This is a genomic window from Nocardia pneumoniae NBRC 100136, from assembly GCF_000308755.1.
GTDB classification, from domain to species: domain Bacteria; phylum Actinomycetota; class Actinomycetes; order Mycobacteriales; family Mycobacteriaceae; genus Nocardia; species Nocardia pneumoniae.
In genome coordinates this window covers 22,444-34,821 of sequence record NZ_BAGF01000045.1, presented here as the reverse complement: position 1 = coordinate 34,821, position 12,378 = coordinate 22,444, and the positions used below count along the sequence as shown (strand labels likewise).

Annotated in this window: 12 protein-coding genes; 8 read left to right on the top strand and 4 right to left on the bottom strand. The window is 68.4% G+C overall.

The features are described from left to right. Positions 1–98 precede the first annotated feature (98 nt). Entirely contained in the window at positions 99–1,859 is a 1,761-nt protein-coding gene (gene arc, locus ON34_RS14295) for a proteasome ATPase (RefSeq protein ID WP_040779675.1), read from the top strand. 73 nt (positions 1,860–1,932) lie between these two features. Here the strand turns inward: arc and ON34_RS14290 are convergent, their stop codons facing one another. Next, entirely contained in the window at positions 1,933–2,940 is a 1,008-nt protein-coding gene (locus tag ON34_RS14290) for an RNA polymerase subunit sigma-70 (RefSeq protein WP_040779673.1), read from the bottom strand. Between the two features lie 117 nt (positions 2,941–3,057). Here ON34_RS14290 and ON34_RS14285 point away from each other — a divergent pair, with 117 nt between their 5' ends. Genes ON34_RS14285 through ON34_RS14275 form a run of 3 tightly spaced genes read left to right on the top strand, consistent with a single transcriptional unit; the run spans position 3,058 to position 5,621 of the window. Next, positions 3,058–3,435 carry a nuclear transport factor 2 family protein gene (locus ON34_RS14285; RefSeq protein WP_040779578.1) on the top strand — a complete coding sequence of 126 codons (378 nt, stop codon included), beginning with the start codon at positions 3,058–3,060 and terminating at the stop codon, positions 3,433–3,435. Positions 3,436–3,469: 34 nt separating this feature from the next. Next, positions 3,470–4,105, top strand: coding sequence for a TetR/AcrR family transcriptional regulator (locus ON34_RS14280; protein ID WP_040779576.1), 636 nt, complete (start codon positions 3,470–3,472; stop codon positions 4,103–4,105). Continuing rightward, positions 4,098–5,621, top strand: coding sequence for a glycosyltransferase family 39 protein (locus ON34_RS14275; protein WP_040779575.1), 1,524 nt, complete (start codon positions 4,098–4,100; stop codon positions 5,619–5,621). The genes ON34_RS14280 and ON34_RS14275 overlap by 8 nt, the downstream gene beginning before the upstream one ends. A 9-nt stretch (positions 5,622–5,630) precedes the next feature. On the opposite strand, the gene ON34_RS14270 is transcribed toward ON34_RS14275, so the two are convergent. Then, complete coding sequence (locus ON34_RS14270; RefSeq protein WP_083889440.1) at positions 5,631–7,715, bottom strand: acyltransferase family protein; 2,085 nt, start codon at positions 7,713–7,715, stop codon at positions 5,631–5,633. A gap of 221 nt (positions 7,716–7,936) precedes the next feature. On the opposite strand from ON34_RS14270, the gene ON34_RS14265 reads away from it, so the two are divergent. The 3 genes from ON34_RS14265 to ON34_RS14255 are packed head-to-tail and all read left to right on the top strand — an operon-like array spanning position 7,937 to position 10,157. Then, positions 7,937–8,419, top strand: coding sequence for a cation:proton antiporter regulatory subunit (locus tag ON34_RS14265; RefSeq protein ID WP_040779671.1), 483 nt, complete (start codon positions 7,937–7,939; stop codon positions 8,417–8,419). A gap of 6 nt (positions 8,420–8,425) precedes the next feature. Then, entirely contained in the window at positions 8,426–9,682 is a 1,257-nt protein-coding gene (locus tag ON34_RS14260) for a cation:proton antiporter (protein ID WP_040779573.1), read from the top strand. Positions 9,683–9,725: 43 nt separating this feature from the next. Further along, complete coding sequence (locus ON34_RS14255; RefSeq protein WP_040779571.1) at positions 9,726–10,157, top strand: VOC family protein; 432 nt, start codon at positions 9,726–9,728, stop codon at positions 10,155–10,157. Between the two features lie 49 nt (positions 10,158–10,206). On the opposite strand, the gene ON34_RS14250 is transcribed toward ON34_RS14255, so the two are convergent. Both ON34_RS14250 and ON34_RS14245 read right to left on the bottom strand, forming a co-directional pair. Next, positions 10,207–10,935, bottom strand: coding sequence for a peptidylprolyl isomerase (locus tag ON34_RS14250; protein WP_083889424.1), 729 nt, complete (start codon positions 10,933–10,935; stop codon positions 10,207–10,209). 379 nt (positions 10,936–11,314) lie between these two features. Beyond that, entirely contained in the window at positions 11,315–11,833 is a 519-nt protein-coding gene (locus tag ON34_RS14245; RefSeq protein ID WP_085997075.1) for a nitroreductase/quinone reductase family protein, read from the bottom strand. Between the two features lie 160 nt (positions 11,834–11,993). Here ON34_RS14245 and ON34_RS14240 point away from each other — a divergent pair, with 160 nt between their 5' ends. Next, complete coding sequence (locus ON34_RS14240; RefSeq protein WP_040779568.1) at positions 11,994–12,362, top strand: arsenate reductase family protein; 369 nt, start codon at positions 11,994–11,996, stop codon at positions 12,360–12,362. Positions 12,363–12,378: the final 16 nt, after the last annotated feature.

Below are 12,378 nucleotides of genomic sequence, written 5' to 3'. Positions count from 1 at the left end.
GATCGCGGCCCAGATGTGATCACGAAGAAACCATGTCGGAAAGCGAGAACGGGTCGCGCCCGGTAGCGTTGATAGACCGGGACTGGGAGGAGCAGCACATGAGCCCCATCGAGAATTCGGATTCGGCGGCCTGGAGAGAACTCGAGGCAGTACGCGCCGAGGCGGCTGCACTCCGAAGGCAACTCGCCGACTCGCCGGATCGCACACGGGAATTGGAAGCCCGCATCGATTCGCTGACCATTCGCAACACGAAGCTGATGGACACACTCAAGGAAGCGCGCCAGCAGTTGGTCGCGCTGCGTGAGGAGGTCGATCGGCTGGGTCAGCCACCGAGCGGATACGGGATTCTGATCGGTGTGTACGACGATCAGACGGTCGACGTGTTCACTTCGGGTCGCAAGATGCGGTTGACGTGTTCGCCGAATATCGAGACCTCGACGCTCGAGTACGGCCAGACCGTCCGCCTGAACGAGGCGCTCACCGTCGTCGAGGCCGGGCACTACGACGCGGTCGGCGAGATCGGAACCCTGCGGGAGATCCTCGACGACGGACGTCGCGCCCTGGTCGTCGGGCATGCCGACGAGGAGCGCGTGGTGTGGCTGGCCGGTCCGCTGGCCAACATCGCCGAACTCGACGACCTGGACGATCCCGACTCCCCGATCCGGAAGCTGCGCCCGGGCGACTCGCTCCTGGTCGACACCAAGGCCGGATTCGCCTTCGAGCGCATCCCCAAGGCCGAGGTCGAGGATCTCGTGCTGGAAGAGGTCCCGGACGTCGACTACAGCGACATCGGCGGTCTGGGCAGGCAGATCGAGCAGATCCGCGACGCGGTGGAGCTGCCGTTCCTGCACAAGGACCTCTTCCGTGAGTACGCGCTGCGTCCGCCGAAGGGCGTGCTGCTCTACGGCCCGCCCGGCTGCGGTAAGACGCTCATCGCCAAGGCGGTGGCGAACTCGCTGGCCAAGAAGATCGCCGAGGCGCGCGGTGAGGATGCCAAGGAAGCCAAGTCGTACTTCCTCAACATCAAGGGCCCCGAGCTGCTGAACAAGTTCGTCGGCGAGACCGAGCGGCACATCCGTATCATCTTCCAGCGGGCTCGCGAGAAGGCGTCCGAGGGAACTCCGGTGATCGTGTTCTTCGACGAGATGGACTCGATCTTCCGCACCCGCGGTTCCGGCGTCTCCTCGGACGTGGAGACCACGGTGGTGCCGCAGCTGCTGTCGGAGATCGACGGTGTCGAGGGCTTGGAGAACGTCATCGTGATCGGCGCCTCCAACCGCGAGGACATGATCGATCCGGCCATCCTGCGCCCGGGCCGCCTGGACGTGAAGATCAAGATCGAGCGTCCGGACGCGGAATCGGCGCAGGACATCTTCTCGAAGTACCTCACCGAGGACCTGCCGCTGCACGAGGACGATCTGGCCGAATTCGGCGGCGACAAGGCGCTGTGCATCCGCGCGATGATCGAGCGGGTCGTCGACCGGATGTACGCCGAGAGCGAGGACAACCGCTTCCTGGAGGTCACCTACGCCAACGGTGACAAGGAGGTCCTGTACTTCAAGGACTTCAACTCCGGCGCCATGATCCAGAACATCGTGGACCGCTCCAAGAAGTACGCCATCAAGGCGGTGCTCGACACCGGCAACCCCGGTCTGCGCATCCAGCATCTCTACGATTCGATCGTGGACGAGTTCTCCGAGAACGAGGACCTGCCCAACACCACGAATCCGGATGACTGGGCACGCATCTCGGGCAAGAAGGGCGAGCGGATCGTGTACATCCGCACGCTGGTCACGGGCAAGAACGCCAGCGCCAGCCGCGCCATCGACACCGAGTCGAACACCGGTCAGTACCTGTAAGGTTCGCCGGAATCACCGAGGGCCGCGTCTCCATTGGAGGCGCGGCTCTCGCGCATTCGTGAGTAAGTCGGCCTCAGGCCCGCGGCGAGGTCGGCAGATGACCGGGAAGCCCGAACCGAGGGTAGAGATCGTCGAGATGGAAACGAGTGATCGCGCTGATCCGATCGCCTGCGAGAGTCAGCACGATCAGCCCGGCCGGAGTCGCCACCGGGTGCGCCGGGTCGTCGAGGTAGGCGCCGAACGCGGGCTGGGTGTTGGCCCGGACACCGACCAGGTGGACCCGCCGCTCGCCGCGGTAGGCGATGGATGCGCCCAAGAACGCGGCGATCGCGTCCCGACCGCGGTACTCATGCGGTGCGGGCGGCATGGACAGCCAAGCATCGTCGGTGAGCAGATCGACCACGCCGTGGACGTCGCCCGCGAGGTAGGCCTCCGCGAAACGCCGGGCGAGGTCGAGTTCGGCGGGTGCGGGCGGCCGCCGGTCGAGCCGACCACGGTGCCGGTCGAGTGTCGCGCGTGCGCGTTGCAGGCTGCCCTTGACCACGGTCGGTGTGCTGTCGAGGAGTTCGGCCACCTCGGCAAGGCGGAAACCGAGTACGTCGCGCAGCACCAGGGTGGCGGCTTGGCGCGGCGGTAGCCGCTGCAGCCCCGCGACGAAAGCCAGCTCGACCGCTTCGGCGGCCTGGTACCTGGCTTCGGGACCGGGCTCCGGATCGGCGACGTCGAGCCTGCTGTCCGGATAGGGCTGCAACCAGCGGAATTCACCCCGTCGAGTGGGCTCTGGCGGCCGAAACGGCGGCGTCGGCTCGGGTGGTCGCCGCCGACGGGCATCCCGCTGCGCGTTGAGGCAGCGGTTGGTCGCGATGCGGTACAGCCAAGTGCGCACCGAGGAGCGCTCCTCGAACCCCGCCAGGCCCCGCCAGGCCGCCAAGAGGGTCTCCTGCACCATGTCCTCGGCATCGGTGAGCGAGCCGAGCAAGCGATAACAGTGCAGCTCGAGCTCGCGCCGGTACGGATCGACGAGAGCGCGAAAAGCCTGCTCGTCGCCAGCGCGCGCTTGGTCCAGCGGGGTCCGTTGCACACCGGTCATCGTGTCATGCCGAGATTTCTTCCACGCGGCGCGTTCCGTCCCGCTCGCCTGTGGTGTCAGTACGAATTGCACGGCCTCGAACCGATGCGTCCACGGAAAGGAAACACCATGTCCCACCCCACCGACAGCGCTGCCTTGCGGACCTCGCTGGCCTTCTACCACGCCTGGACCGGACTCGACTTCGACAGGGCGATGACGTATCTCGCCGACGACATCGTCTGCGATGCGCCCTCGGGGCGGTTGGCGGGGGTTGCGGCATTCCGCGGCTTCCTCGAACCGTTCCGCAGGGATCTCCTGATCGACGCGACATTGCTGGCGTCGTTCGGCGACGACCGCACCGCGCTGCTGATGTATGACACCGCAACCGTTCCGGTCCCGAGCGCGCCTGCCGCCGAATGCCACACCGTCGTCGATGGCCGGATCACGCATATCCGGATCATCTTCGATCGCGCGCCATTCGATGCCGCGCGAGCCGCCGCGCGTTAGGCCGCGTATTGGCCGCCCGTGCTAAAATCTGACCATGCGGCCAGAAAATGAGTCGGGCGGCCAACGGAGGTCGTTCATCGAGGAGGCGCGGCGGCGGCAGATCATCGCCGCGGCGGTGGAGGTGATTTCCGAGGTCGGGTACGGCAACGCGTCGCTGGCGCGAATCGCCGAGCACGCCGGAATTTCCAAGGGCGTCATCTCCTATCACTTCGCGGGGAAAGACGATCTGATGACGCAGCTGGTGATCCAGCTGTACGTCTCGGCGGCGGAGTACATCGCGCCGCGGGTGGGCGCGGCCGTCGGCGCGCGTGCCCAGCTGCTGGCCTACCTCGAATCGAATCTCGGCTTCATCGCCGCGAACACCACGTACGTGGCCGCGCTCGTCGAGGTCGTGACGAATCTGCGTGACGCCGACGGCCATCCGAGGTTCGCGTCCGCCGACGGGGAACGCGACATCATCGTCCCGCTTGTCGACATCCTCACCGAGGGACAGCGCGGCGGCGAGTTCGGGCAGTTCGATCCGCTGTTGATGGCCAAGTCGATTCGCGACGCCATCGATGGCGCTGCCGGACGCGCGGTGCGGGAACCGGACTTCCCGATAGACGCGTATTCCGCGCATCTGTGCACGTTGTTCGACATGGCGACGCGGAAGGCGGCCGATGATGACTGAGGTACTGGATACCGAACGCAGCCGGACGGATTCCGGGAAGCCCCTGCCGCCCTTCGCGCTCGGCGGTGTCGGCGCGGTGGCCGCGCTTGCCGCGCTGGCGCTGCTGGTCTCGATCGGGCGGTACGGATTCTTCGGCGACGAACTGTATTTCGTCGCCGCGGGACGCAGGCTGGTGGTCAGCTACGCCGACCAGGGGCCCCTGGTGCCCGCGATCGCCCGGATGATGGATCTGCTCGCCCCGGGTTCCCTGGTGGCACTGCGAATCCCGGCCGTGCTGGTCACCGTGGCCGCGGTGGTGGTGACGGCGCAGATCGCCCGGGAGTTCGGCGGCACCCGCGCCGCGCAGGTGCTGGCCGCCGCGGCGTACGCCACGTCGCCGTTTCTGCTGGTGCAGGGCGACCAGCTGGCCACCAACACGATCGACACCGCGTTGTGGGTGGTGGTCAGCTGGCTGGTGATCCGCTGGGTCCGCACCCGCCGCGACGGCTTGCTGCTGGCGGCGGCGCTGGTCACCGCGGTGGATATGCAGGTCAAGTGGCTGATTCCGTTCTTCTGGATCGCGATCGCGATCGGTGTGGCGTGCTACGGACCTCGTGAGTTGCTGCGCCGCCCATCCCTGTGGTGGGGCGCGGGGATCGTCGCGTTTGCCACGGCGCCCAGCCTGATCTGGCAGGCAGCGCACGGATGGCCGCAGCTGCGTCTCGGGGGAGTGGTCGCCGCGGAGCAGGCCACGATCGGCGGCCGTTACGTCTGGCTGCCGCTGGCGCTGGCGTCGGCGGGATTGCTCGGCGGCCTGTTGCTGATCTACGCGGTGTGGACGCTGTTTCGAGCCGAATCCTGGCGGCCCTACCGGTTTCTCGGGCTGCTGCCGCTGGTGTTGATCGCGATCTTCGTCGCGACCGACGGACGCCCGTACTACGCCGCGGGCTGCTACGGCGCGCTGATCGCCGTGGGCGCGGTGCGCTGGACGCAGAACCGGGGGCGTACGCGCGGGATCGCCACCGCCGCCGCCGTCGCGTTGTCCACCGCGCTGGTCGTGTTCTCGCTGCCCTTGCGCCCGGAATCGAAGATCGAGTCCGTGGACACCCAGACCCAGGCGGGTTTGGAGATCGCGGTCTACGGGCGTTTCGGCTGGTCGGAACTCGCGGCGGAGACTGCGGCCGCCTACCGCGCACTGCCGGAACCGGAGCGGGCGTCGGCCGTGGTGGTCGCCGATTCGTATTGGCAAGCGAGTGCGCTGGATGTCTACCGGACGGCCTACGGCCTGCCCGCCGTCTACAGCCCCAACCGCGGTTTCGGCTACTTCGGCACGCCGCCGGACGACGCGACCACGGTCCTGTGGGTGGGCGGCGCCGAGGAGGATGTCCGAGCGCACTGTGCCGAGGTGAGCTCGATCGGACGCGTCGACGCCCGGCTCGGCTTCCCGGGCGTCACGCGCGGTGTCACCCTCTGGCGGTGCGCGCGACCGCGCACGCCGTGGTCGCAGGCATGGCCGGACATGCTGCGGCTGAACTGACCCGCCGCGTCACCACCAGCCGAGGATCGGCGACAACTGCCTGCCCAGCTCCGGGGCGAGCGATCGCGAGTAGCTGGCCGTGAGGTGGTGCTCGTCGTGATAGATCAAGATGTTGCCTTCGGCGACCGCGCACACCTCGCGTTCGCAGACCGCGTCGGAAAGGTCCAGCGGGAATACGTTGGGGAACGAGGCGGCGAACTGCAGGGCCGGATTGACCTCGTCCAGTGCGGCCGTGCGCGGCATGCCGCAGCTGATCCGGTCGCCCTGCTGCGCGAGGCAATCGATCGCCCGATACCGCACGCCGTCGCGGCGCAGCCACGGAGTGTCGCGAATGGCCAGCACGTTGAGCCCGCGCTCGGCCAATTGCGACCACACGTCCAGATAATCCGCCGGGGTTTCGTCGCCGACACCGTCGCGTGGGCGGGTCGCTGTGGTGAACACCCACTCCGGCCGGTCCACCGCTAAGCGGTCGATCACCTCGACGGACCAGTCGCGGCAGTCCGGGATGGCCTCGCCCTTGTACCTCGGTTCCGCCGCCACGGTCAGCGGGCAGCCCATCTTCAGGTAGACCTCGACGCGGAAGCCGTGCTTGCGGGCCAGCACGTCCAGGGCGGGCACCCAGTGTTCGGCGTGTGAACTGCCCACCACCGCCACCGTGCGGTGCGCGTCTGCGTCGCCATAGGTGCAGGTGATGACGTCGCGGGTGTCCCAGTCGGCGATGCAGCCGTCGCGCGCCGGATAGGCGAGGTCCGCGGGGGCTTCGTATACGGTCGGACGCATCCGCACCTGCGGCGTGCTCGCCCCATTGACCAGCGCTTCGGCTCCCGGATAGTGCGCCGGATCCAGCAGGGCCACCGCCTCCGGCGGATTCATCCGGGTCACCACGTGTTCGCCCACCGATATCGTGAGCACGGCGAGGCCGAGCGCGACGACCATCCGGCCGGTTCGGCCGGTGCGAGCGGGTGCCCGGTCGGCCGATCGTATCCGCAGCGGCTCTTCGACGAACCTGTTCGTCAGGTAGGCCAGCACCAGCGACGCCGCGATGACGCCGAGTCCGCCGACGAGACCAACGGTGGCGGTTCCGGTCCGCGCGAGAACGAAGACCAGGATCGGCCAGTGCCACAGGTACAGCGCGTAGGCCAGCGCGCCCAGCCGCACGGCGCCCGCCGCGCCGAGCAGACGGTTGGGCAGGGGGCGCGAACCGGCGGGCAGATTGTTGCCCGCCACGATCAACGCCAGCGCGGCGCCCACCGGAACCAGCGCCGCCGGACCGGGAAAACGGTCGGCGCCGTCGATCAGCCAGCCGCAGGTCAGCACCGCGATCACGCCGAGCACGGCCGCGGCGACGCGCACCGGCCGCGGGGGCGACAGCCAGCGCGCCACGACCGCCGCCAGAGCACCGGCCAGCAGCTCCCAGGCGCGCGCGAAGCTGTCGTAGTAGTTCCAGCCCTGGTACACGGCAGTGCCGTGCGCCGCGTAGACGAAGGAGGCCACCGTGACCGCCGCGAGGACGAGCGCCAGAACCGGCCGCAGCGCGGCGGACCCCACGAGCCGCCTGCACAGCCGCGCCGTGAGCGCCACACCGAGCAAAGCGGCCAGGTAGAACTGCGCCTGCACCGCCATCGACCACAGATGTTGCAGCGGGCTCACGGACGGATCAGCGGCCAGGTAGTCCGACCAGGACAGCGCCAGATACCAGTTCTGGCAGTACAGCAGCGACGCCAGCGTCTGCGCGGCGATCTCGCCCCACTGGGTGAACGGACGCAGCGCAACGGTCGCGGCGACGACCGCGGCGAGCACGGTCACCAGGGCCGGTAGCAATCTACGAGCAAGCCTGCGCGTGGTGCGCAGCACCGGGACCGTGCCCGTGGATTCCGCGCCGCGCAGCAGCGAGCCGGTGAAGAAGAACCCGGACAGGACCAGGAAGACGTCCACCCCGCCCGAGACCCGTCCGAACCAGATGTGGAACGCGACCACCAGCGCGATCGCCACCCCGCGCAGCCCGTCCAGATCGTGCCGGTAGCCATCGTCGTTCGCGCCCGGCGGCGGTGCCGCCGCGACGACGACCGCACCCGGTCGTCGCAACCGGCTCACCACACGGGCGACCGTCACAGGACTCGCGCGCCGCGGCCGGATCGGCAGCCGGAAGTGACGGCTAGGCGACGAGCTGATGTACGAGACACGCCATTTCTCTTACCACGCGTGGTAAACCACGAGCCCTCAAGCGGGTTGGAGTGTCGGGCGGAAGGTGGATTGATACGGACAATTCGGTCACCTGCCGACTCGGCGGATGCCCGGGTCGATAGGGTGGAGTGGTGAACGTTGAGGTGACACCCCTGCCGGGTATCGGTGTGCGCAAGGAGTTTCCGCTGGCCAACACGCGGCGCCGGATAGGGGTGATCGATCATCGTGACGGCACGATGGACCTGATCGTGAGCAAGGACGACAACGCCGACGAAACCGTGCAGATCCCGCTGACCGCGAAGGAGGCCGCCGTGCTGGCCAATCTGCTCGGTGCGCCGCAGCTGGTCGAGCAGCTGCGCGAAGAGCACCGCCAGTTCACCGGCCTGACCACACGCCAGATGTCCATTCCGGATCGCTCCCGCTACGACGGGCGCAGGCTGGGCGAGACCCAGATGCGCACCCGGACAAAAGCATCCATCGTCGCGGTGGTGCGCGGCGGGCAGCCGATCCCGTCGCCGGGTCCGGACTTCACCTTCACCGCCGGTGACGTGCTCGTCGTCGTCGGCACCGTGGAGGGCCTGGAGGCCGCCGCCGCCGTCCTGTCCGACGGCTGAGCGGCGATGGTGGCCCACGAGACCGCACTCGCGCTGATCCAGCTGGGCGCAGTGTTCTTCGGCCTCGGCCTGCTCGGCCGGATCGCCGCGCGCATCGGCATGTCCCCGATCCCGCTGTACCTGATCGGCGGGCTGGTGTTCGGCACCGGCGGCTTGGTCGAGCTGCGGCAGGTCGACGACTTCATCCACCTCGCCAGCGAAATCGGCGTCGTCCTGTTGCTTCTGCTGCTCGGCTTGGAATACACCGCGGCGGAACTGGTCACGGGCATGCGCCGATCCTGGGCCGCGGGCGTCATGGACATCGTGCTCAACGCCACCCCGGGCGTACTGGTCGCCCTCGCGCTCGGATGGGGTTTCACCGGCGCGATCGCGATGGCGGGCGTCACGTATATCTCCTCCTCGGGCATCGTCGCGAAAGTACTCGACGATCTGGGCAGGCTCGGCAACCGTGAGACACCCGTGGTGCTGTCCATCCTGGTGTTCGAGGACCTGGTGATGGCCGGGTACCTGCCGGTGCTCACGGCTGTGCTGGCCGGTGTCGGTTTCCTCGCCGGGTTGAAGACGTTGAGCATCGCCCTGATCGCCGTCACGGTGGTGTTGATCGTCGCGCTGCGCTACGGCCGCTACGTCTCCGCGATCGTCGACAGCGAGGTTCGTGAGATCTTCCTGTTGAAGCTGCTGGGCTCCGCGCTGCTGGTGGCCGGAGCGGCGTCCGCGGTGCAGGTGTCCGCGGCGGTCGGCGCGTTCCTGCTCGGCATCGCTATCTCGGACTCGACCGCGCACAACGCCACCAAGGTTCTGGAACCGCTGCGTGATCTATTCGCGGCGCTGTTCTTCGTGCTGTTCGGCTTGAGCACCGATCCGGCGACCATCCCGCCGGTGCTGGGCTGGGCCTGCCTACTGGCGTTGGTCACGGCGGCGAGCAAAGTCGCCACCGGATGGTGGGCGGCCAAGCGCGCCGGTGCGGGCCGCTACGGTCGGGCGCGCGCGGGCACCGCTCTGGTCGCCCATGGCGAGTTCTCGATCGTCATCGCAGGTCTCGCCGTCTCCTCGGGCGCCGTTCCCGGCGAGTTCGCCGCCTTGGCCACCACCTACGTGCTGCTGATGGCGGTCCTCGGCCCGATCGCCAGCCGAATCGTCGAGCCGGTTCTCACGCTGGTGCTCCGGCGCCGCAAAGTGTCTGCCGAGCGAAACCTTCCGCAGGAGACTCGTCCGGTTCCGATGTCCGATTCGTTCAAGACCTCCGGCCGACAAGAGAGTTGACTCGACTCGGCAGATAGTCGGTCGAGAGTTCGGAGGTGCCGCCGTGCAGGCGCGACTCGATGTGATCACCCTCGGTGTGCGCGACGTGGAGCGCGCCTTGCGGTTCTATCGGGAGCTCGGCTTGTCGTCGCCGGGAATCGTCGGGACCGAATTCGTCGGCGATGATCAGAATCCCGGCGGTTCGGTCGCCATGTTCACGCTGGACAACGGGCTCATCCTCGCCCTGTACGGGCGCGAGGACCTGGCCAAGGACGCGGGCGTCCCGCTCGATCGGGTCAACGGTTCGCCGATCAGCCTCGGGTGGTTCGTCGGCAGCCGCGCGGAGGTGGACCAGGCTCTGGAGCTCGCGCGCACGGCGGGCGGGAGCATCGTGCATTCGGCGCGGCAGCGGCCGTGGGGCATCTACGCGGGCTATTTCGCAGACCCGGACGGCCATCTCTGGGAGGTCGTGTACTTCGAGGAGCGCGAGGGCTGATCCCCACCGGACACGCGGTGGCGGCACCGCGCCGCCACCGCGCGGTCACTCAGTTGCGTACGGTCACAACGGAATCGAGCACGACGTCGACGGCGGGTGCGCCGTCGCCCGAACGGTCCTTGACGCCCGCGGCGGCGATGGACGTGAGCACGTCCATGCCCGCGGTGACCCGACCGAACGGGGTGTAGTCGGGCGGCAGCTGGCTGTCGCGGTAGACCAGGAAGAACTGGCTGCCGTTGGTGCCAGGGCCCGCGTTCGCCATCGCCACAGTGCCCGCCGGGTACGTGGCGCCCGCCAAGTTCTCGTCGGGGAAGCGATAGCCGGGGCCGCCCGTACCGGTCGCCGTCGGGTCACCGCACTGCAGGACGTAGATGCCTTCGGTGGTGATCCGGTGACATTTCGTGTGGTCGAAGTACTGCTCACCGGCAAGGAACACGAACGAATTGACCGTGCGCGGCGCGCGCGCCGCGTCCAGCGCGATGGTCATGGTGCCGCAGGTGGTGGCCAGCGTCGCCGTGTACCCGGCGTTGGGGTCGATGGTGAGACCTGGCTCGGCGGGCCACTGCTTGCCGTTCGGCTGACCAGCGACCGGAGCGGCGCAGGTCGCCGGCGCCTGCTCCCGTGCCGGTCCCGGATTCGCCGAGACGCCGCCAGCGGTGAACACCGCCACCGTCGCGCCAACGGCCACGATGCCGATAACCCGCAGCGAGCGCCAGGGTAAGCGACGGCGCCCCGCGCGCCGACCGTTGACGAGTTGTCGCGCCTGCACTTTGCTCACCGCTGGGAATCTCCTTCATTCGGGTTGCGCACCGGACGATGCAGCGCGAATCATTCCATTTCACCTCGCGCGGCGTGGGCGTACGGCCCGATTACCCACCGTGCGGCACAGGCACACATCGGTCGGCGCACCCGGCTCGGACCCTGCGGATGCGGCCTCTCGACTTCTGGATGGGCTGTGCACTATCCGGGCACCGGCCCGCTGCTCCATACGCGGCGCCGGGTGATCGCCGAACCGATTGCCGTGGTCACGCGGCGGCGAATGCGCTCAGGCTGCGGCGGTCGAACGCGGGCAACCGTTTACAGATCGTGCCGCCGCTGACCACGACGGGCGGACGAACAGCACGATGGCCTGGCGGTCGTCGAGGAGGCGGTAGTGCTCAGCGCGGCGTCAGCTCGACCACGACGCCGCCCCGCTGCCAGGTCTGATAAATGTCGGCCTTCGAGGGGGAGCCGTCGGCGGCGAAGCCGATGCCGTTGAACTTCGCGTTCTGCGGATTGTCCCGCGCGACGATCTCATACAGCCGCAGCACGTCGGCCTCGGTGGTGTGCACCACCGGATCGAAGGTGCGGGGCTTGCCGCCGAACGATGCCCGCACGGGGTCGCCCGCGCGCAGATTCTTCACCCAGGGCCGCAGGGCGGTTCCGATCAGCAGAGTCTCGCCGTGCTTGGTGTAGGCCAACGGCACGTCGTAGACCGCGCCCGACTTGCGCCCGACGACGTGCAAGATCATCAGCCGTTTACCGACGACGCGCGAGATGCCCGGCACGCGTAACAGTGTCCGCACGATCCGATTGACCACGTTCTGGTACGACCGGATGGGTTCGGGACCGGACGTGGTCGGTGTGCCGTAAGGGTTTTCGGACGACGATGAATCGGAAACAGATGCCTCGCTCATCCTCCCAGTATCGGATCTTCCAGCGCGATGCGCAGTCTCGCCCGAGACCGGCGGCACAGTGGCGGCGGCGCACCACTGTCTCGTCCGCACGGGGATGGTCCCGGTTCCTGGACCGCGGAGTGCTCGGCGTGCGGCCCGCGCCCCTCGGTACCCTGCGTGTATGACTTCCGGGCAGACCGAGATCTGGCACAACCCGCGGTGCACCAAGAGCCGCAACGCCACGGCGTTCCTGGACGAGGCCGGTGTCGACTACACCGTGCGGAAGTATCTGGACCAGCCGCCGACAGCCGACGAACTCGGCGACGTGTTGCGACGGCTGGGCGCCGAACCATGGGACATCACCCGCACCGGGGAACAGATCGCCAAGGACCTGGGCATGGCGAGCTGGGGGCGCACCGCCACCGACCGGGACCGGTGGATCGAGGCGCTCGTCGAACATCCGATCCTGATCCAGCGCCCGATCGTGTTCACCGCCGACGGCGCCGCTGTGGTCGCGCGCGACGAGGCCGCGCTGCGCGACCTGCTCTGAGGATCACCGGCCCGTA

What these genes read in the sequence shown, in the direction of transcription:
- arc (WP_040779675.1), top strand. Translation starts at nt 99, where the DNA reads ATGAGCCCCATCGAGAATTCGGATTCGGCGGCCTGGAGAGAACTCGAG.
- ON34_RS14285 (WP_040779578.1), top strand. Translation starts at nt 3,058, where the DNA reads ATGTCCCACCCCACCGACAGCGCTGCCTTGCGGACCTCGCTGGCCTTC.
- ON34_RS14280 (WP_040779576.1), top strand. Translation starts at nt 3,470, where the DNA reads ATGCGGCCAGAAAATGAGTCGGGCGGCCAACGGAGGTCGTTCATCGAG.
- ON34_RS14275 (WP_040779575.1), top strand. Translation starts at nt 4,098, where the DNA reads ATGACTGAGGTACTGGATACCGAACGCAGCCGGACGGATTCCGGGAAG.
- ON34_RS14260 (WP_040779573.1), top strand. Translation starts at nt 8,426, where the DNA reads ATGGTGGCCCACGAGACCGCACTCGCGCTGATCCAGCTGGGCGCAGTG.
- ON34_RS14245 (WP_085997075.1), bottom strand. Translation starts at nt 11,833, where the DNA reads ATGAGCGAGGCATCTGTTTCCGATTCATCGTCGTCCGAAAACCCTTAC.
- ON34_RS14240 (WP_040779568.1), top strand. Translation starts at nt 11,994, where the DNA reads ATGACTTCCGGGCAGACCGAGATCTGGCACAACCCGCGGTGCACCAAG.